This window comes from Aliivibrio logei (genome assembly GCF_001691055.1).
Classification (GTDB): Bacteria; Pseudomonadota; Gammaproteobacteria; order Enterobacterales; family Vibrionaceae; genus Aliivibrio; species Aliivibrio salmonicida.
Genome location: NZ_MAJU01000011.1, coordinates 115,417 through 136,585 on the forward strand (window position 1 = coordinate 115,417; position 21,169 = coordinate 136,585).

A 21,169-nucleotide genomic window follows, 5' to 3' on the forward strand; every position below is an offset into this window, starting at 1 on the left:
TTACATCATGGGTTTTAAATGCGGAATCGTTGGTCTTCCAAACGTTGGTAAATCAACACTGTTTAACGCACTAACTAAAGCTGGAATCGAAGCAGCAAACTTCCCTTTCTGTACTATTGAACCAAACACCGGTGTGGTTCCTGTTCCTGATCTACGTTTAGATGCATTAGCTAAAATCGTAAATCCAGAACGTGTTCTTCCTACTACAATGGAATTTGTAGATATTGCTGGTTTAGTTGCGGGCGCATCTAAAGGTGAAGGTCTAGGTAACAAATTCCTTGCTAACATCCGAGAAACTGATGCGATTGGTCATGTTGTTCGTTGTTTTGAAGATGACAATATCATTCACGTTGCTGGTAAAATATCACCAATTGAAGACATTGAAATTATCAATCTTGAGCTTGCTCTTGCCGATTTAGATTCATGTGAACGTGCGATCTTGCGTCAAGCGAAAAAAGCAAAAGGCGGCGATCAAACGGCTAAGTTTGAAATTTCAGTACTTGAAAAGCTATTACCTGTTTTTACAGAAGGTGGCATGGCTCGTACTGTTGAACTTTCAAAAGAAGAAGTTGCTGCGGTTTCTTACCTTAACTTCCTAACGTTAAAACCAACAATGTATATTGCTAACGTTGCTGAAGATGGTTTTGAAAATAATCCATTCTTAGATCTTGTTCGTGATTATGCAGCAGCAGAAAACAACGTAGTTGTTGCAGTATGTGCTGCGATTGAATCAGAACTGTCTGAACTTGACGACGAAGATCGTGAAGAATTCTTTGCTGATATGGGCATTGAAGAACCGGGTCTAAACCGTGTAATTCGTTCTGGTTATGATCTACTTGCTCTGCAGACATATTTTACGGCTGGCGTTAAAGAAGTTCGCGCTTGGACTATTCCTGTTGGAGCTACGGCACCACAAGCGGCAGGTAAGATCCACACTGACTTTGAAAAAGGCTTTATTCGTGCAGAAGTTGTAGGTTACGACAACTTTATTGAATTTAGCGGTGAGAGTGGCGCTAAAGAAGCCGGTAAATGGCGTCTAGAAGGTAAAGATTACATCGTTAAAGATGGTGATGTTGTACATTTCCGCTTCAACGTATAATAAAAAAGGCCAGCATATTTGCTGGCCTTTTTATTAGTCGCCTAGATTTCAACCACTTAAATGATTTTAATCCCTAGTAATACAGCAACACTCACTTCTTGTTTTCCATCCTTATTCTTATTCTTTTGTTCTTATTCGCTCTGATTTGCATATAAAAAGCACGCTTTGATTAAAATCCGTTCGAACACACAAAGATTTTATGTTTTTTTCAAAAAAGTGTTGACGCATAAGCCTCAGATACGCATAATGCGCTCCGTCCTCACCGCTAAGGCGAATGAGAGATGAGAAAGAAATAAAGAAACAATCGTTGGCTACTTAGCTCAGCTGGTTAGAGCACATCACTCATAATGATGGGGTCACAGGTTCAAATCCCGTAGTAGCCACCATACAACTTTTAATTGGTTTACCATTCACCGATTAAAATACGAAATATCTACTCTTTGCAGATTAAGTGGCGATTGCCCTTAATAATCAAATAGCAGAACGCGGACGTGGCGGAATTGGTAGACGCACCAGATTTAGGTTCTGGCGCCGTAAGGTGTGAGAGTTCAAGTCTCTCCGTCCGCACCATATTTAAAGATGCATTATCTTAGTTTAATTACTAACGTAATCTTCTCTGTTGGGATATCGCCAAGCGGTAAGGCACCGGCTTTTGATGCCGGCATTCCCTGGTTCAAATCCAGGTATCCCAACCACTATTTACATAATTGATGCAACCTGATTGATTATGACAACGTTAGAAAGACTCTCCAATTCGTCTTCTAACTATAAAAAATTTCTACTCTTTGTTTTAATTAACAACTAGAAGAACGCGGACGTGGCGGAATTGGTAGACGCACCAGATTTAGGTTCTGGCGCCGTAAGGTGTGAGAGTTCAAGTCTCTCCGTCCGCACCATATTTAAAGATGCATTATCTTAGTTTAATCACTAATGTAATCTTCTCTGTTGGGATATCGCCAAGCGGTAAGGCACCGGCTTTTGATGCCGGCATTCCCTGGTTCAAATCCAGGTATCCCAACCACTTTAAGAAAGCTCATCATTAATTTGATGAGCTTTTTTTCGTTCATGCCTCTTATAAAGATACACCTACTTTTATTCATCACCGTAATGAACGATTCATCCTGTCTTTGAAAATCACATAATAAAAAAGGCGACCCAATGATCACCTTTAATTTGCTACGAATGAGTTTTCACTCACCTTTAAAACTCTAATCACGAATATCTTGAGTCTATAAACCTAACGCATACTTCAGCGCTTGTGTTTTTAACTTCCCAGACGAGTCCGCTAATTTTAACCCTATATTTCGTAATAACTTAACAGGCGGTAAAGAGTTACTAAATAAAGTGTAAAATAAATCCATACTGCTTTGCATCGCTAAGTTATCTATCTTTCGTCTTGATTCATACATTTTAAAAGCTCTATCTGTATTCAGTCCTTTTTTCTCTACTTCTTCTAATAGCACTTTGATGTCTTTAAATCCAAGATTAACGCCCTGTCCTGCTAGAGGATTTATTGTATGAGCGGCATCACCAAGCAATACACAATGATGAGCAACGTATTTTTGAGCATGTCGACGAGTTAAAGGGAAAGAACCATATTGCTCTACCGTAAATTCTCCGAGTTCTTTCGGAAAGTACGCTTTTATTTCATTTTCTAATTGAGTCGAGTTCATCGCGCAAAGCTGTTTAATGCGTTTTGGTGAGTCATACCATACCAAAGATCCTTTATTACCCTGTAAAGGTAGAAATGAGCGAGGACCTGACGGTGTGAACCATTGCCACGTAATATCTTGTTGTGGTTGCTCCGTTTCTATATTAATTAACATGCAATGTTGACGATAATCCCAAGCCGTAATCCCTATGTTAGTTTTTTGTCTAACATAAGAATTAGCGCCATCAGCACCAAGAACCCATTTCGCTTTAATTTTATCTCCATTCTCTAACGTCAGTTCATTATGATCACTAAAAAACTCAAGATCGGTTATTTTTGTGGGCGTAATAACGTGGAGGTTGTCATAACAAGAGAATGTCTGCCATAACCCTAATTGAATAAGACGATTTTCAACAATGAAGCCAAGCTGGTCCATATTAAGTGCATCAGAATGAAAGCGAGTTCGACACTCAGGGTGTTCCCATGTTTCTAAACGCTTATAAGGACAAACTCGCATTTCTTTAATGCTTTCCCATGCACCTAGTTTTTCAAGCAGGTCAACGGATGATTGAGAGATAGCAGAAACTCGAATATCCATCGGCTGTTTATTGTCATAAGGACTTGGCTCTTTATGCTCAATAATAGCGACTAAATAACCTAATTTAGCTAAACCTATAGCGGCAGCGGCACCAACCATCCCACCACCAACAATAGCGAAATCATATTCTTTCATCATCCATAGTCCTTATATGAGCCAAAAATTTTAACTATTCTACCGCGATTTACTTCAGATCTACATCTCTCAAATAATACCCATAAAAGATTCGTGGTTGTCTATACCTAGTCATAAGGCTTGGAAAGCAGTACAATACGCGCCCTATCCGTTTTGATTGAGCTTGTCTCTCAAAACAGTACCGAATTCTAGTAATAAAATACGAGTGAAAAAGTTACATGACTAAGAAACTGCTAATCAAAACCTGGGGCTGCCAGATGAACGAATACGATTCATCTAAAATGGCCGATCTTTTAGGTGCCGCAAATGGTTATGAATTAACTGAAGATCCAAAAGAAGCGGATGTTCTGTTATTAAATACCTGTTCAATTCGTGAAAAAGCACAAGAAAAAGTGTTTCACCAACTGGGCCGCTGGAAACATTTAAAAGACAAAAAACCAGACTTAGTGATTGGCGTAGGCGGTTGTGTTGCAACTCAAGAAGGCGATCATATTCGTCAACGTGCACCTTACGTTGATGTGATTTTTGGTCCTCAAACGCTTCACCGTTTACCACAAATGATCAAACAATCGCTTTCTAATGAAAAAACCGTTATGGATATTTCATTTCCTGAAATCGAAAAATTCGATAATCTTCCAGAACCAAAAGCCGATGGTGTATCTGCTTTTGTTTCTATCATGGAAGGTTGTTCAAAATACTGTACGTACTGTGTTGTTCCTTATACTCGCGGTGAAGAAGTTAGCCGTCCATTAGATGACGTGCTATTTGAAATTGCTCAACTTGCAGAGCAAGGCGTACGTGAAGTTAACCTATTAGGTCAAAACGTAAATGCTTACCGTGGTCCTATGTACGATGGTGATATTTGTTCATTTGCTGATTTACTTCGTATGGTTGCTTCAATTGATGGTATTGACCGTTTACGCTTCACAACCAGTCACCCATTAGAATTTGGTGATGATATTGTTGCGGTTTACGAAGATACACCAGAATTAGTAAGCTTCTTGCATCTACCTGTTCAAAGTGGCTCAGATCGAATCCTAACGATGATGAAACGTCCTCATACTGCTATTGAGTACAAGTCAATCATCCGTAAGTTGCGTAAAGCTCGTCCTGATATTTTAATCAGCTCAGATTTCATCGTTGCCTTCCCTGGTGAGTCAGAAAAAGACTTCCAAGATACAATGAAGCTAATTAAAGACGTAGACTTTGACATGAGTTATAGCTTTGTCTTCTCTCCACGTCCTGGTACACCAGCCGCTGATTATCCGTGTGATATTCCAGAGCAAACGAAAAAAGATCGCCTTGCTGAGCTTCAACAACAGATCAGTTTTCAATCTGCACGCTTCTCTCGTCAGATGTTAAATACAGAGCTACGTGCACTTGTTGAAGGCCCATCAAAAAGAAATCCGATGGAACTACGAGCTCGTACTGAAAATAACCGCGTAGTGAATTTCACAGGCAGTCCAGAACTCATTGGACAATTTGTTGACCTTCATATTACAGAATCATTTACTAATTCTTTACGCGGTACCTTAGTTCGTACCGAAAAAGACATGGGACTACGTGTTGCTGTATCACCTTCTGAGATGATAGAGAAAACTCGCCGTGAAGATGATCTTGGTGTAGGTACTTTTACGCCATAATGTGATCACCTCAGTAAAATCAAACACTAAAAAAGATGATTAAGGTTACTTGATCATCTTTTTTCTTATTTAACCTTGAGAAAACCCCCTTTTTCCCCAATAAATAATAGATAAACCCATAGCCAATATTATGCGAGGCAGCATTGAGCATTAAAACAACCAAATTAGAGTTGACCTTAGAGCCAGCTAATAATAAGCGTTTATCTAATCTTTGTGGTCCATTTGACGACAATATAAAACACCTTGAGCGTCGGCTTGGTGTTGAAGTAAATTATCGAGGAAATCTCTTTACCATTGTCGGTCAACCTCATACGGTTTCCGCTGCTGTTGATATTTTAAGGGATCTTTACGTTGATACTGCGCCAGTTAAAAATCAATATCCCGATATTGAACCTGAGCAAATCCATTTGGCTGTAAAAGAATCTGGCGTATTAGAACAACCCTCTGAAGCGGTAACAACGCTACCTTATGGTAAAGAGATATTCATAAAGACAAAGAAAGGGCTAATTAAACCACGAACAGAAAACCAAGCACAGTATGTAACTAATATCGTGACTCATGATATTACGTTTGGCATTGGTCCTGCCGGCACTGGTAAAACCTATTTAGCGGTTGCTGCGGCTGTCGATGCGCTTGAGCGTCAAGAAGTTCGCCGTATTTTACTGACTCGCCCAGCGGTAGAGGCCGGTGAAAAACTCGGTTTTTTACCTGGCGATCTAAGTCAAAAGGTCGATCCTTACTTACGTCCTCTCTATGATGCTCTGTTTGAAATGCTTGGGTTTGAGCGAGTGGAAAAGCTTATAGAACGTAATGTGATTGAAGTAGCACCACTGGCTTACATGCGTGGTCGTACCCTAAATGATGCCTTTATTATTTTAGATGAAAGCCAAAATACCACAGTAGAACAAATGAAAATGTTCTTAACGCGTATTGGTTTTAACTCCCGAGCCGTTATTACTGGGGATGTTACTCAGATAGATTTACCTCGCGGTGCGAAATCTGGTTTACGTCATGCCGTCGAAGTATTATCAGAAGTTGATGAAATTAGTTTTAATTTCTTTATCGCTGATGATGTAGTTCGCCACCCTGTTGTTGCTCGTATCGTAAATGCCTATGAAAAATGGGAAACAAATGATCAAAAAGAGCGTAAACTAGAAGAACAGCGTCGAAAAGAAGAACGTGATGCACGTTTACTCGATTCTGAAAACAACTAGTACAATAATTTCAGGTGAACCATGAGCATTGAACTCGATCTACAAATTGCATGTGAAAATGAAAAAGACTTGCCTTCAGAAAAAGATTTTATGTCTTGGTTGAATGCAGTGTTGCCTCAGTTTCAGCCACAAGCAGAATTAACGATTCGAATTGTAGATGAAAAAGAAAGTCACGAATTAAACCATCAATATCGTGGTATGGACAAACCAACAAATGTATTGTCATTTCCTTTTGAAGCACCACCAGAAATAGAAATTGATTTACTTGGTGATTTAATCATCTGCCGTCAAGTTGTTGAAAAAGAAGCTGTTGAACAAAACAAGCCTTTATTAGCACATTGGGCGCATATGGTTGTACATGGCAGTCTCCATCTGCTAGGTTATGACCATATCGAAGATGAGGAAGCTGAAGAGATGGAATCACTCGAAACAGAATTAATGCAAGAAATGGGATTTGAAGACCCGTATCTCGCTGAGAAATAATTGTTGGAATAATCCAACAGTTACCTATGTGAGCTATCCACATTGATAGCAACTACTTTTAAAGAAGCCATGAACGACGAAAATTCACAGAATACAGAAGGTCCGAGTAGAAAGTCCTTCTTAGGACGCCTTTCACAACTGTTCCAAGGGGAACCTAAAGATCGCCAAGAGTTGGTGGATGTATTTAGAGACTCTGAGGAAAATGAAGTTATTGACCACGACACCCGAGACATGCTCGAAGGCGTCATGGAAATTTCTGAAATGAGAGTTCGAGACATTATGTTACCGCGCTCCCAGATGGTCACTGTAGAGAAAACGCAAAACCTCGAATCACTGATAGCAACAATCATAGAAGCGTCACACTCACGCTACCCTGTGATCAGTGAGGATAAAGACCATGTTGAAGGAATACTCCTTGCGAAGGACTTACTAAGATACTTAGGCTCAGATTGTGAAGCCTTTGAGATCGAACAAGTTATTCGACCTGCTGTTGTAGTACCAGAAAGCAAACGTGTTGATAAACTTTTAAAAGAGTTTAGAGAAGAGCGTTACCACATGGCCATCGTAGTCGATGAGTTTGGTGGGGTTTCTGGTTTAGTTACCATTGAAGATATCCTTGAAGAAATTGTTGGGGATATTGAAGATGAGTTTGATGACGAAGAAGAAAAAGACATCCGTCAGTTAAGCAAACACACTTTTGCTGTGAAAGCCTTAACTGAAATCGATGACTTTAATGACGCTTTTTCAACACACTTCAGTGACGAAGAGATTGATACCGTTGGCGGTTTAGTATTAACCAGTTTTGGGCATTTACCTGAAAGTGGCGAAACTATCGAAATATCAGGCTTTACTTTTAAAGTCACCGCTGCCGATAACCGTCGCATCATACAACTTCAAGTGACGATTCCTGAAAAAGAATCAGAAAAGAAACACGAAGAAGAGTAATATTCTCAGCCGCTTAGCAATAAGCGGCTGAACTTTATCAGACTTTTGAAGACTAATTACAACGACTGATATCACATAACTGTTCTTTCATTATTTGTTTGAGACCTTCCATGCCATTTTTGAATCATTACCTTATTCGCCTTCTTATTGCCATTATCTCTGGTGCAGCTGCCACATTGGCTTTTGCTCCCTATTCTTTATGGCCTTTTGCTTTTATTGCACCACTCGTTTTATTTCTGTTGTTAAATAATCAAACAACCAAACGATCGACATGGATTGGTTTTTTCTGGGGGATAGGTTATTTTGGCAGTGGCATAAATTGGATACATATCAGCATCGATAATTTTGGTGGCATGCCTATCGCTGCAAGTCTTTTTCTAATGATCGGACTTATTAGCTATCTTGCTCTTTATCCGATGTTATTTGCTTTTTTAGCCACTCGCTTTTTCTCTTTGCATTCCTTACATAAATATTTACTCGCTTTCCCTGCTCTTTGGTTAGTGACCGATTGGTTGCGTGGCTGGGTCTTTACCGGCTTTCCATGGCTATGGCTTGGATACAGTCAAATAGATAGCCCTTTCTCTGCCTGGGCTCCAATTTTTGGTGTCGAGGGCATTACCGCCATCATTATCATTTCTGTCGGTGCAATCACTTACGCCTTACTAGAAAAAAAATGGACTTTATTACTTGTTCCTGCAATTTTAGCGGCGACGTCTTTTGCAATAAAACCATTCGATTGGGTAACACCACAACCTGAGAAAGCCACTAAAGTTGCGTTAATTCAGGGAAATGTTAATCAAGCATTAAAATGGCTACCAAGCGAACGTTGGCCAACCATCATGAAATACATGGATTTAAGTCGTAAAAATTGGGATGCTGATTTAATCGTATGGCCAGAGGCTGCAATTCCAGCGTTAGAAAGTGAGATCCCAAGTTTTCTTCGTAACCTTGATAGCGCTGCCACAATGAACAACAGCACTATAATTACCGGTATTGTAGGTCAAAGCCCGACAGGTAATTTTTATAATAATATAATCTCGTTAGGTAAGAATGGAACAAATGGTTACGATTACCTTGAGCAGCCAAGGTACAGCAAGCATCATTTACTTCCTTTTGGTGAATTTGTGCCTTTTGAAGCATTACTTCGCCCGTTAGCCCCTATTTTTAACTTACCAATGTCTTCTTTTAGCCGTGGTAGTTATATACAGCCAAACATTCAAGCAAGTGGATCTCATTTAGCGCCCGCATTATGCTATGAAATTGTTTATGGTGAACAAGTTAGAGAAAATATTACCGAACAAACTGATTACATTTTAACGCTTTCTAATGACGCTTGGTTTGGCACTTCTATTGGTCCATTACAGCACATGGAAATGGCTCAGATGAGAGCTTTAGAAACAGGAAAACCCGTTATTCGTTCAACCAATAATGGCGTAACCGCGATCACGGATTACCGAGGAAACATTATTAAGCAAATTCCTCAGTTCAAAACTGCGGTATTGCGTGGTGAGGTCATTCCAACGACAGGTACAACCCCATATCGCTATTGGGGAACATGGCCTTTGTACTTACTTGTGATGCTGTCTTTACTCATCGCTTGGCGTAAACAAAAATAAAAAGAATGCTTGGCCTGTATGCGTAAACATACGAATACAGGTCATTCAATCTACTAACCTCATTTTCGCACTACGGTTTTAACGACAAACGAGTGAATTCGTTATTATCACAATGAGTACAAGATTGAATAATTTGAGCATGATTATACTGCTCTCTATGACCACATTTTTCACACACCAACACACCTAATCCAACAACCTCCCCTGCTTGATAGACTCCTTGATGTTCTAAATCATCAAACACTTCACGCCATTCAAGTTGTGTTTTATCGGTAATTTCTAATAACCCGTGCCAAATAGAATCCGCAATAAGACGGTAGAACGGTGAATCAGGAAACGTTGTTTTACTCTCTTCATAGTTTTGAGCAAACTCTTTCATATCACGCTTAACGTAATTTGAAATCAATGACATTTCATCTTTGGTCATATCAGAAGCGGCATCAACCACTTCTTCTGATGATTTAGCCCATCGCTGAAATTCTTCTGGGCTTCGTTCCATTACATTCATCACATGCTCAAAGATGGTGTTATAACCCTTTTTTTGCTTAGACATAAGTCACCTCCACGAAATCACTATTATTAATATAGCTTAGAGTTAGTTAAACGACATCAGGTCGCTTGAGTATAAGCGCTCCATTCGTTATTCTATGCCGATCAAGTATTATCTGATCAAACCGATCTCACAAATTTTGTGATCCACTGACATAACTGGGTAAATCGATGCAAGAACAATATAATCCACAGGATCTTGAACAGAAGATCCAAAAACATTGGGACGACAGCAAAACATTTGTTGTCACTGAAGACGCAAACAAAGAAAAATTCTATTGCCTCTCAATGTTCCCATACCCAAGTGGTCGTCTACACATGGGTCACGTTCGTAACTACACCATTGGTGATGTGGTTTCTCGCTATCAACGCCTGCAAGGCAAAAACGTAATGCAACCTATCGGTTGGGATGCGTTTGGTCTTCCGGCTGAGAATGCGGCTGTTAAAAATAAAACAGCACCAGCGCCTTGGACTTACGAAAACATCGAATACATGAAAAACCAGCTTAAACTATTAGGCTTTGGTTATGATTGGAGTCGTGAATTCGCAACGTGTACGCCAGAGTACTACCGTTGGGAACAAGAGTTCTTCACAAAATTGTACAACAAAGGCTTAGTTTACAAGAAAACCTCTTCTGTAAACTGGTGCCCAAATGACCAAACAGTTCTAGCAAACGAACAAGTTGAAGACGGTTGTTGTTGGCGTTGTGATACCCCTGTTGAACAAAAGAAAATCCCACAGTGGTTCATTAAAATCACCGAGTACGCGCAAGAGCTTCTTGATGATCTAGATACCCTTGATGGTTGGCCTGACATGGTAAAAACCATGCAACGTAACTGGATCGGCCGCTCAGAAGGCGTTGAATTATCTTTTGCTGTTAACGGCGAAGAAGCACCTTTAGAAGTGTATACCACCCGTCCTGATACGCTAATGGGTGTTACATACGTAGGTATCGCTGCAGGTCACCCTCTTGCAGAACAAGCCGCTGCAAAAAATCCAGCATTGTTTGCTTTCACTGAAGAATGCCGTAATACCAAAGTTGCAGAAGCAGAACTAGCAACGATGGAAAAGAAAGGTATGGATACAGGCTTACGTGCTATCCATCCCCTTAATGGTCGTGAAGTGCCAATTTATGTCGCAAACTTCGTATTAATGGATTACGGCACTGGTGCTGTAATGGCGGTTCCTGCTCACGATCAACGTGACTACGAATTTGCAACTAAATACGGTCTAGATATCATCCCTGTAATCAAGCCAGAAGATGGCTCTGATGTTGATGTATCTGACGTTGCTTACACAGAAAAAGGCGTTCTGTTTGATTCTGGTGAATTCGACGGTCTTGCTTTCCAAGACGCATTCGATGCGATTGCTGCGAAACTAGAAGCTGAAGGTAAAGGCAAGAAAACGGTAAACTTCCGTCTACGTGACTGGGGTGTTTCTCGCCAACGTTACTGGGGTGCCCCAATCCCAATGGTAACCACTGAAGACGGTGAAGTTCACCCAGTACCTGCGGATCAACTGCCCGTAATTCTTCCTGAAAATGTGGTAATGGATGGCGTAACTAGCCCAATCAAAGCTGATAAAGAATGGGCAAAAACAACATTCAACGGCGAACCAGCACTGCGTGAAACAGATACCTTTGATACCTTCATGGAATCATCTTGGTACTACGCACGTTACTGTTCTCCGCAAGCTGACGATATTCTAGACCCAGAAAAAGCAAACTACTGGTTACCAGTAGACCAATACGTTGGTGGTATTGAACACGCTTGTATGCACCTATTGTACTCACGTTTCTTCCACAAGCTTTTACGTGATGCTGGTTATGTCACGTCAAACGAACCATTCAAGCAACTTTTATGTCAAGGTATGGTGCTTTCTGATGCATTCCACCACACCAATGAAAAAGGCACAAAAGAGTGGATCGCACCAACAGACGTTACCATTGAACGTGATGCTAAAGGTAGAATCGAAAAAGCCATTGATGATCAAGGCCGTGAAGTTCAACACTCAGGCATGATCAAAATGTCTAAGTCTAAAAACAACGGTATTGACCCACAAGAGATGGTTGATAAATTTGGCGCCGATACAGTTCGTCTATTCATGATGTTTGCAGCACCTGCAGATATGACACTAGAATGGCAAGAATCTGGCGTTGAAGGTGCAAGTCGCTTCCTAAAACGTGTGTGGAAATTAGTACACGAGCACACAACAAAAGGCGCAACTGAAGCGTTAGATGTTGCTGCTCTTTCTGGTGACCAAAAAGCATTACGCCGTGATGTTCATAAAACCATTGCTAAAGTAAGTGATGATATTGGCCGCCGTCAAACCTTCAACACTGCTATTGCTGCAATCATGGAATTAATGAACAAGCTAAACAAAGCACCTCAAGAATCAGCACAAGATCGCGCTCTTCTTGATGAAGCATTGAAAGCCGTTGTTGTTATGCTTTACCCAATGACTCCACACGCAAGTTTTGCGATGTGGGAAGCATTAGGTGAATCAAACATTGATACGGCAGCATGGCCAACATTCGATGAGAAAGCACTGATTGAAGATGAAAAAACAATCGTTGTTATGATTAACGGAAAATTACGTGCAAAATTAATTGTTGCTGCTGATGCAACAGAAGAACAAGTGAAAGAGCTTGGTCTTAACGATGAAAATGCACTTAAATTCCTAGATGGTCTAACTATACGTAAAGTTATCTATGTTCCAGGTAAACTTTTAAACATCGTAGCTAACTGATCATAAAGTTAAACTATAATAAAAAATGAAATGGAACTATTTTATCCATTTCATTTCTATAAAGCATAAGCAGCCTATCTGCTTATGCTTATTTAAGCGCTTTAATTATCATTGCTTACTATGAGCCAAATTATTAAACACGTTTAAATAAGCATTTTTATCACCATTTGAGGGAGTTCTCGGTGAAACGACTTTTATCTCTATTTTCAATCCGCGCAGTCATCATTATTGCTCTTTCTATTATGACCTCAGCTTGTGGTTTCCAGTTACGTGGTAGCTATTTACTTCCAGAAGAAGTTCATGAAGTATCATTAACGAGTTTTGACCAATACAGTAATTTAACCCGTGATGTTCAAAAACAACTGAGAATGAATGGGGTTAAACAAGTTGCACCGACAACGGTAACGCCTACACTCAACCTGATCAGCGAAACAACAAGTGAGCGTACGCTTTCGCTTTATCAAAATAGCCGTGCGGCAGAAATAGAACTGACTTATACGGTTCAATACAGTGTTCTTATTCCTGGCCATGATTTAAAAACCTATACCACCACAGTAAATCGTAACTATCTTGATAACCCATTAACTGCATTAGCCAAATCAGTTGAACGAGACATGATTGAAGATGAAATGCGAACTCAAGCCGCAGAACAAATTCTACGTCAAATGGCGCGTTTAAAAGCAGATGGCGAATTATTAGATGATACCGACGTTATTAGCAACAAAGACGAAACAGAAACTAAAGTAACAACAAAAGAGATGACTCAAAGTATGGCTACCTCTACAGATAATAAAAAATAATCATGCGAGTATTCCCTGAACAGCTAGTACAAAACTTAGAACGTGGTTTACGTCAAAATTACTTATTATTTGGTAATGAACCACTTCTAAAACAAGAATGCCTCGATCAAATCCGTAAGCACAGTTTTCAACAGGGTTTTGAAGAAAAGCATCAATTTACGTTAGACAAGCAGTTGGACTGGAACCTGGTCTTCGATTGCACTCAAGCATTAAGTCTATTTTCATCAAGACAAATTATCGAATTAACCGTTCCAGATACAGGTTTAACTGCGGCTCACACCAGTAAAATAAAAGAACTCGTCCCTATGTTACACGACGATATTTTGTTGATATTTCAAGGCCCAAGAGTCAATAAAAGCCAAGAAAATACCCAATGGTTTAAAGCATTAACACAACAAGGGTTATTTATTCCTTGTAACACCCCTGATAACCAACAATTACCTCGTTTTATTCAGCAACGTTGTAAATTATTAAAATTAAAACCTGACGCAGAAGCCGTACAAATGCTAGCGCAATGGCATGAAGGTAACCTACTTGCACTTGCTCAAAGTTTAGACAAACTGTCTTTATTATACCCAGATGGGTTGCTAACTCTTATTAGAATAGAAGAAGCATTAAACCGTAATAATCACTTCACACCTTTCCAGTTAATGGATGCTTTGTTATTTGGTCAAGCAAAGCGTGCACAACGAATCCTTCGTCAATTAGAAGGTGAAAGTGTTGAAGTGGTAATTCTCTTACGTACGATCCAAAAAGAAGTGTTCTTATTGCTCTCATTTCAACAAGCAATCAGCCAAGGTGAAGCAATGTTTACTGTTTTTGATCGTTATAAAGTATGGCAAAACCGTCGTTCATTGTATCAAGCAGCATTGCAACGCTTATCAATGACACAAATTCAAGCATTAATAAAATCATTAGCTCAGCTTGAAGTTGCCGTTAAAACCGATTTTGATACCAACTGTTGGCCACAACTTAGCCAGTTAAGCTTAGATATCTGTAATATTCACATTTCAGTGACACCTCCACCATCTCATTCATAGACGTTCACTGATATACTTCCTTATAAATAATCGATCCTAGGTGATACTTTGCAAGATAAAGAACTGCACGACTTTCTATTCAATCATGTTGATGACATGAAAGCTGAAAATATTACAACAGTTGATGTACGTGATAAATCAAGCATTACAGACTTTATGATTGTATGTACAGGTACATCGAAACGCCACGTCAGCTCAATTGCTTCAAATGTATCGGACCAAGCAAGAGAGGCTGGGCTGATCCCTTATGGCGTTGATGGAGAAGCCGAAGGTGAATGGGTTGTTGTCGATATGGGTGATGTAATGATCCATATTTTACAAGCTGAGCACCGTGAGCTATACCAACTTGAAAAACTGTGGAGCTAATCCATGAAACTTCAATTAATTGCTGTTGGCACTAAAATGCCTAAATGGGTAGAAGAAGGTTATAAAGAATATAGCCGTCGCTTCCCAAAAGACATGCCTCTTGAACTGATAGAGATCACCGCAGGTAAACGCGGTAAAAATGCAGATATAGCACGAATTCTTCAAAAAGAAGGAGAAGCAATGCTTGCTGCCGTTCCTAAAGGAAACCGCATTGTCACGTTAGACATCCCAGGTAAACCTTGGAATACAGAACAACTGGCAGAACAATTAGAAGTCTGGAAATTAGATGCTCGCGATGTATCAATTCTTATTGGTGGTCCTGAAGGTTTATCTCCCGCTTGTAAAGCCGCAGCAGAGCAAAGTTGGTCTTTGTCACCATTAACGCTTCCTCACCCTCTTGTTCGTGTAGTTATGGCTGAAAGTCTGTACCGAGCATGGAGTATTACGGCCAACCACCCTTACCACAGAGAATAAGAGTTGTTTAAGCGCAGACGCACACAGATACGTGACTATCATGCAGAATCGAGATTATTTGTTTCTAGAGCAATAGTCTCTTTTATCGGGATATTGGTTCTCATTAGCCTCTTATTGACTAATTTATACAATATTCAGATCAATGAGTTTCAAGATTATAAAACACGTTCAAACGATAACCGCATAAAAATCGTACCTATCGCCCCAAATCGAGGCCTTATTTATGATCGTAATCGTATGCCACTCGCGGAAAATCGTCCTGTTTTTAATTTAGAAATCACACCAGATAAAGTGAAAGATCTGTCTGCGCTATTTACTGAATTACAGACTATCTTGCCTATTTCGCAAGATAATATTGATGACTTCACAAAAGAACGTCGTCGTACTCGTCGTTTTAAATCCATACCAATTCTGTCTCAATTAACCCAAGAACAAGTGGCCATTTTCTCAGTAAACCAACACAAATTTTCTGGTGTAGAAATAAAGGCTTATCTAAAACGCTTCTATCCTTATGGAAAAACGTTTACGCATGTACTGGGCTATGTTGCAAAAATTAATGATAAAGATTTAGCTCGATTAGCTAGAGAAGAAAAAGATGCCAATTATCAAGCTACCCGAGATATCGGTAAGCTAGGTATTGAACGCTATTACGAAGATATTCTTCATGGTACGGCGGGTTATCAAGAAGTCGAGGTTAACAGTCGCGGTCGCGTAGTACGTACATTAAAATACGTTCCACCAATCCCAGGCAAAGACATTGTTTTAAATCTTGATATCGAAATTCAACAATTTGTGGCTAAACAATTAGACGGCCGTCGTGGTGCCGCAATTGTATTAGAACCAAACACAAGTGCCGTATTAGCGATGGTATCAAGCCCTAGCTATGATCCAAATTTATTTGTACATGGCATTTCCAGTAAAAACTATAACGCATTATTGAATAATCCAGATCGCCCATTAGTTAACCGAGCAACGCTGGGTATCTATCCACCAGCGTCAACGGTAAAACCTTTTATTGCCGTCTCTGCATTAGAAGAGAAGATAGTTACTCCGCTCACCACCCGCAATGATCCGGGCTACTGGCGTATTCCTAACTCAAAAACCAGACCATTCCGAGATTGGAAACGTTGGGGTCATGGAACCGTGAATTTAAAACAAGCGATAGAAGAGTCTGTTGATACTTTCTTCTACCAAATCTCTTTTGATATGGGAATTGACCGCTTATCAGCATGGATGATGAAATTTGGTTTTGGTGATTATACCGGCATCGATATCCATGAAGAAAGCAAAGCAAATATGCCAACTCGAGATTGGAAAGTCGCTCGTTTCCGTACACCTTGGTATCAAGGCGATACGATTCCAGTCGGTATTGGACAAGGTTATTGGACTGCAACACCGATGCAAATAGCTAAGGCGACTTCTGTACTCGTGAACCGCGGTAAAGTTCAAGCACCTCACTTATTAAAAACAATAATTGATGGTAGCGTTGAAACCCCGTTTGAACCCGAACCGTACCCTCCAATAGAAGGGATTAGAGACAGTTATTGGCAGCTCGCCATTGATGGCATGATCTTAGTGAATAATGGTGCCAAAGGTACAGCCAGACGTGTTTTTGCTGGCACTCCTTATGTTAGTGCAGGTAAATCAGGCTCATCTCAAGTCTTTGGTTTAAATGGCCAAGAATATAACGCTGATGAGATTGCAGAACGTTTACGTGACCATGCTTTGTTTACGGGCTTTGCTCCAGCAAAAGATCCAAAAGTCATCATCTCACTCGTTCTTGAAAATGGCGGCGGCGGTTCTAGCCAAGGCGGTCCAATTGCACGAAGTGTATTTGACCATATGTTATTACCAGCAACAGGAGAGGTGAGCAATAAATAATGAGAGTTGATATCGCATCAGGAAAAAATCGTGACTTTTTCCATCGAATTCATATAGATTTGCCCTTACTGCTTGGCATCTTACTATTAATGGCTTGTGCTCTTGTCATTATGTACAGTGCCAGTGGGCAAAGCTTATTGATGATGGATAAGCAAGCAATGCGAATGTTACTCTCCTTAGGTGTTATGGCTTTACTTGCCCAAATACCACCAAGAACTTATGAGGTCGCGGCACCTTATCTCTTTGCTATTGGTGTAATCTTATTATTAGGGGTTTTATTCTTTGGTGAATCCTCTAAAGGCGCTCAACGTTGGTTAAACTTAGGATTTGTTCGTTTTCAACCTTCGGAATTAATTAAGCTCGCCGTTCCCTTAATGATTGCCAGATATATAGGTAATAAACCTCTTCCTCCAACGGTTCGCACCTTGTTTATCGCATTGTTGATGGTATTTATTCCTACCATTATGATCGCCAAACAGCCCGATTTAGGTACTTCTATCTTAATCGCAGCTTCAGGTGTTTTTGTTATCTTTCTAGCGGGCATTAGTTGGAAAATAATTACTGCCGCCGCCATTGCGGTTGGGGGGTTCATTCCTATCCTATGGTTCTTTTTGATGCGGCCTTACCAAAAAGTAAGGGTTGAGACATTATTTAACCCAGAATCTGATCCTTTAGGCGCTGGCTATCACATTATCCAATCTAAAATTGCTATCGGTTCAGGAGGGTTATTCGGCAAAGGGTGGTTGCATGGTACCCAGTCTCAACTCGAATTTATTCCTGAGCGCCATACTGATTTCATTTTTGCCGTTATCGCAGAAGAATGGGGACTCATTGGAGTCATGGTATTGCTCACGATCTATTTATTCATTATTGGTCGAGGATTATTCTTAGCAAGCCAAGCTCAAACCGCTTTTGGGCGAATGATGGGTGGCAGTGTCGTTTTAAGCTTTTTTGTTTATATTTTTGTAAACATAGGCATGGTTAGTGGTATTTTGCCCGTCGTTGGCGTTCCTCTTCCCCTCGTTAGTTATGGCGGTACATCAATGGTAACGTTGATGGCAGGATTTGGCATTTTAATGTCAATACACACACATAAAAAAATACACTCAAAGGCAAACTAACTTATGCGTATTCTTCTACTGGTTATTTCTCTTATTTTGGTTGGTTGTGCTTCTGAACCACCAGTAAAAAATACAGATGAGCCTAATGCAGGGCGTTATCAAATAGATAATGATATTGCCCCAAATACCCCAATTTCGGTGGAACATATAGAAGATGCTCATCCTCGTTATGAACCTAAAAGCTTATACGGCAACAAAGACTACACGTTATTAGGTAAAGACTATCCTATTGTTCGAGATCCTAAAGGATTTAAGCAAGAAGGGAAAAGCTCTTGGTACGGCAATAAATTTCATGGTCATAAAACCTCTAATGGTGAGATTTATGATATGTATTCAATGAGTGCTGCACACAAAACACTTCCGATACCAAGCTATGTAAAAGTCATCAATAAAGACAATGGAAAAACAGCCATTGTTCGAGTAAATGATCGTGGTCCTTTCCATGAAGGACGCATAATAGATTTAAGCTTTGCTGCTGCCACAAAATTAGATGTGATAAAAACGGGAACAGCCAACGTAAAAATTGAATATATTTCTATCGATAAACCAACGAATGCTCAGGAATGGCACGCGATCGATCCTAATCAATATTATATTCAAATGGTGGCAGTAAAAAGTGAACAAAGTGCTAATTCAATAGCAAAAAAACTACAAACACAATTTAATTCACCAACACATATTGTGAAATCAAAATCGATTTATCGCGTTCGTCTGGGTCCGTTTATTGACAGAGATATTGCCGATAAAACATTGCTCGATGCAAAAAATGGACAATACACCTCAGCGTTTATCATCCAAGAAGCAAAGAAATAAACACCTAATTGGTTCATATTATCAACAGAAATGTCAATATTAGGTAAAGATTGTAACTAAATCGCCTGAAGCCGTAATAAATGCAATTTTATATGAACTAATTATTAGCCGTATTGTCTTTAGAATACAATAAGATATATCCATATTAAAAATGAAGCCGATGAATTTTTATTACCTTTCTTTCTCATAGAAAATCAGTTATTTAATTACACATCTGGTTATGATATTCAAATCTGCTATTATGTACGCAGTTTCACTACCTCAAAGTGCAAAGTTATTATTATGAAAAATTCAGCTAAACAGTTAAAACGAATCATCTTATCGAGCTTTATTTTAGGCTCCACCGTTGCTGTAGCTGCTCCTGCAGTTATTCCAAATGCACCACAAATAGCTGCAAAAGGCTACGTACTAATGGATTATCATTCAGGCAAAGTTCTGGCTGAAAAAGACATGAATGTTCGTATGAACCCTGCAAGCTTAACCAAAATGATGACAAGCTATGTTATCGGTCAAGAGATTGCGAGTGGTAATATTTCAATGGATGACGATGTTGTCATCAGTAAGAACGCATGGGCGAAAAACTTCCCAGGTTCTTCTAAAATGTTTATTGAAGTCGGTAGCGTTGTTAAAGTTCGCGATTTAAACCAAGGCATTATCGTTCAATCTGGTAATGATGCTTGTGTGGCAATGGCTGAACATGTTGCTGGTTCAGAAGACGCTTTTGTTGACCTAATGAACGCATGGTCTAAAACATTAAATCTTCAAAACACACACTTTGCAAACGTTCATGGTTTAGATCGTGACGACCTATATTCAACACCTTATGACATGGCATTAATTGGCCAAGCATTGATCCGTGATGTACCCGAAGAATATCGCGTATACTCTGAAAAATCATACACTTATAACGGCATCACACAATATAACCGTAATGGCCTATTGTGGGATAAAAGCATGAATGTAGATGGCATCAAAACAGGTCATACTGACGGTGCAGGTTACAATCTAGTAAGTTCAGCAACCGAAGGTAAAATGCGTTTAGTTGCTGTAGTAATGGGAACTAAATCAGGTAATGCTCGTAAAGCAGAAAGCAAAAAATTACTGAATTATGGTTTCCGTTTCTTCGAAACAGTTTCTCCACACAAAGCAAACGAAACTTTCGTAACAGAAAAAGTATGGATGGGTAGCACAGATGAAGTCGCGCTTGGCGTTGCTGAAGACACTTATGTTACCTTACCTCGCGGTCAAGCAAAGAAAATGACAGCAAGCTTTGTTCTAGAAAAAACATTGAAAGCACCAATATCTAAAGGTGATGTCGTTGGTAAACTTTTCTATCAAATTGATGGTGAAGATATTGCTGAGTATCCTCTACTTGCTTTAAATAATGTTGATGAAGGTGGTATTTTCAGTCGTCTTATTGATTACATTGTTTTGACATTTAAAGGTTGGTTAAGCTAAACGCTGACTAACTAATTGATTAAGGCGGCTTAGGTCGCCTTTTTTATACCTGATTTTTAGTGATGTAAACTCGATGACTTATAACTCTTGTTATCTGACTTAGGTCACAGTAAAATTGCTTTCTAATATTTATTCACTCTCGATTGGAGACGGTTATGCAAGAGCAACCAAAGCTAAAAGATCTTCTTGAATTCCCATGTAAATTTACCTATAAAGCCGTTGGCCTTGCTCATGAAGACCTTCCTGTCCTTGTACTTGAAGTCATTCAACGTCATGCTCCAGGTGATTACACGCCACACGTAAAAGCAAGCGGCAAAGGTAACTACAACTCTGTATCTGTAAGTATTACGGCGACATCGATTGAACAAGTAGAAATACTGTATAAAGAACTTGCTGACATCGAAATGGTTCGTATGGTTCTTTAATATATTTGGTAGGTAATAAGCGTACTATTTAGTAGAAAATATTACCTGCCATTTTTAAATTTTGATATACCCCTACATTTCTTATCTATTCCTTCCTTTCTATCCTTGCT

Annotated in this window: 18 protein-coding genes and 5 tRNA genes; 21 read left to right on the forward strand and 2 right to left on the reverse strand. The window is 39.6% G+C overall.

Going from position 1 to position 21,169, the window contains the following annotated elements; genetic code table 11:
* Positions 1 to 7: 7 nt before the first annotated feature.
* The 6 genes from ychF to A6E04_RS11070 all read left to right on the forward strand — a co-directional run bounded on the left by ychF (position 8) and on the right by A6E04_RS11070 (position 2,120).
* Positions 8 to 1,099, forward strand: a complete 1,092-nt coding sequence (gene ychF / locus A6E04_RS11045; protein ID WP_017023115.1) for a redox-regulated ATPase YchF — start codon at positions 8 to 10, stop codon at positions 1,097 to 1,099.
* A 309-nt stretch (positions 1,100 to 1,408) separates the two neighbouring features.
* Positions 1,409 to 1,485, forward strand: a tRNA-Met gene (locus A6E04_RS11050).
* Between the two features lie 99 nt (positions 1,486 to 1,584).
* Positions 1,585 to 1,669 (forward strand) — tRNA-Leu (locus A6E04_RS11055).
* A 50-nt stretch (positions 1,670 to 1,719) separates the two neighbouring features.
* Positions 1,720 to 1,794: transfer RNA gene (locus A6E04_RS11060), tRNA-Gln, on the forward strand.
* 116 nt (positions 1,795 to 1,910) lie between these two features.
* Positions 1,911 to 1,995 (forward strand) — tRNA-Leu (locus A6E04_RS11065).
* Positions 1,996 to 2,045: 50 nt separating this feature from the next.
* Positions 2,046 to 2,120: transfer RNA gene (locus A6E04_RS11070), tRNA-Gln, on the forward strand.
* Between the two features lie 208 nt (positions 2,121 to 2,328).
* On the opposite strand, the gene A6E04_RS11075 is transcribed toward A6E04_RS11070, so the two are convergent.
* Entirely contained in the window at positions 2,329 to 3,483 is a 1,155-nt protein-coding gene (locus tag A6E04_RS11075; RefSeq protein ID WP_175365429.1) for a 2-octaprenyl-3-methyl-6-methoxy-1,4-benzoquinol hydroxylase, read from the reverse strand.
* Between the two features lie 218 nt (positions 3,484 to 3,701).
* On the opposite strand from A6E04_RS11075, the gene miaB reads away from it, so the two are divergent.
* The 5 genes from miaB (at position 3,702) to lnt (ending at position 9,384) form a co-directional block, all read left to right on the forward strand.
* Positions 3,702 to 5,126, forward strand: coding sequence for a tRNA (N6-isopentenyl adenosine(37)-C2)-methylthiotransferase MiaB (miaB, locus tag A6E04_RS11080; protein ID WP_012549760.1), 1,425 nt, complete (start codon positions 3,702 to 3,704; stop codon positions 5,124 to 5,126).
* A 143-nt stretch (positions 5,127 to 5,269) separates the two neighbouring features.
* Positions 5,270 to 6,340: a PhoH family protein gene (locus A6E04_RS11085; RefSeq protein WP_065611356.1), complete on the forward strand. Its 1,071-nt coding sequence runs from the start codon at positions 5,270 to 5,272 to the stop codon at positions 6,338 to 6,340.
* 21 nt (positions 6,341 to 6,361) lie between these two features.
* On the forward strand, positions 6,362 to 6,823 hold the full coding sequence (gene ybeY / locus A6E04_RS11090) for an rRNA maturation RNase YbeY (protein WP_017023110.1): 462 nt from the start codon (positions 6,362 to 6,364) through the stop codon (positions 6,821 to 6,823).
* A 69-nt stretch (positions 6,824 to 6,892) separates the two neighbouring features.
* A complete protein-coding gene (gene corC, locus A6E04_RS11095; protein WP_065611358.1) occupies positions 6,893 to 7,768 on the forward strand; it encodes a CNNM family magnesium/cobalt transport protein CorC in 876 nt (291 codons plus the stop codon).
* Between the two features lie 110 nt (positions 7,769 to 7,878).
* Positions 7,879 to 9,384: an apolipoprotein N-acyltransferase gene (gene lnt, locus A6E04_RS11100; protein ID WP_065611361.1), complete on the forward strand. Its 1,506-nt coding sequence runs from the start codon at positions 7,879 to 7,881 to the stop codon at positions 9,382 to 9,384.
* 70 nt (positions 9,385 to 9,454) lie between these two features.
* Here lnt and A6E04_RS11105 read toward each other — a convergent pair whose 3' ends face one another.
* Entirely contained in the window at positions 9,455 to 9,937 is a 483-nt protein-coding gene (locus A6E04_RS11105; protein WP_012549755.1) for a zinc ribbon-containing protein, read from the reverse strand.
* A 167-nt stretch (positions 9,938 to 10,104) separates the two neighbouring features.
* Between A6E04_RS11105 and leuS the strand changes: the two genes are divergently transcribed.
* From leuS to ybeD, 10 genes are all read left to right on the forward strand, one after another.
* Positions 10,105 to 12,681: a leucine--tRNA ligase gene (gene leuS, locus A6E04_RS11110; RefSeq protein WP_065611363.1), complete on the forward strand. Its 2,577-nt coding sequence runs from the start codon at positions 10,105 to 10,107 to the stop codon at positions 12,679 to 12,681.
* 242 nt (positions 12,682 to 12,923) lie between these two features.
* Positions 12,924 to 13,481, forward strand: a complete 558-nt coding sequence (locus tag A6E04_RS11115; protein WP_175286806.1) for an LPS-assembly lipoprotein LptE — start codon at positions 12,924 to 12,926, stop codon at positions 13,479 to 13,481.
* 2 nt (positions 13,482 to 13,483) lie between these two features.
* Positions 13,484 to 14,521, forward strand: coding sequence for a DNA polymerase III subunit delta (gene holA / locus A6E04_RS11120; RefSeq protein WP_023603632.1), 1,038 nt, complete (start codon positions 13,484 to 13,486; stop codon positions 14,519 to 14,521).
* A 48-nt stretch (positions 14,522 to 14,569) separates the two neighbouring features.
* Positions 14,570 to 14,887, forward strand: coding sequence for a ribosome silencing factor (rsfS, locus tag A6E04_RS11125; RefSeq protein ID WP_017023105.1), 318 nt, complete (start codon positions 14,570 to 14,572; stop codon positions 14,885 to 14,887).
* 3 nt (positions 14,888 to 14,890) lie between these two features.
* The gene (gene rlmH, locus A6E04_RS11130) at positions 14,891 to 15,361 is read left to right on the forward strand and encodes a 23S rRNA (pseudouridine(1915)-N(3))-methyltransferase RlmH (protein WP_023603633.1); all 471 of its coding nucleotides are present in this window, start codon (positions 14,891 to 14,893) and stop codon (positions 15,359 to 15,361) included.
* 3 nt (positions 15,362 to 15,364) lie between these two features.
* Positions 15,365 to 17,242, forward strand: a complete 1,878-nt coding sequence (gene mrdA, locus A6E04_RS11135; RefSeq protein ID WP_065611365.1) for a penicillin-binding protein 2 — start codon at positions 15,365 to 15,367, stop codon at positions 17,240 to 17,242.
* Positions 17,242 to 18,363, forward strand: coding sequence for a rod shape-determining protein RodA (gene rodA / locus A6E04_RS11140; protein ID WP_065611367.1), 1,122 nt, complete (start codon positions 17,242 to 17,244; stop codon positions 18,361 to 18,363). Before mrdA ends, rodA begins: the two co-directional genes overlap by 1 nt.
* Before the next feature lie 3 nt (positions 18,364 to 18,366).
* Entirely contained in the window at positions 18,367 to 19,176 is an 810-nt protein-coding gene (locus tag A6E04_RS11145) for a septal ring lytic transglycosylase RlpA family protein (RefSeq protein WP_065611369.1), read from the forward strand.
* Positions 19,177 to 19,458: 282 nt separating this feature from the next.
* Complete coding sequence (locus A6E04_RS11150; RefSeq protein ID WP_012549746.1) at positions 19,459 to 20,634, forward strand: serine hydrolase; 1,176 nt, start codon at positions 19,459 to 19,461, stop codon at positions 20,632 to 20,634.
* 155 nt (positions 20,635 to 20,789) lie between these two features.
* Entirely contained in the window at positions 20,790 to 21,059 is a 270-nt protein-coding gene (gene ybeD, locus A6E04_RS11155; RefSeq protein ID WP_012549745.1) for a DUF493 family protein YbeD, read from the forward strand.
* Positions 21,060 to 21,169: the final 110 nt, after the last annotated feature.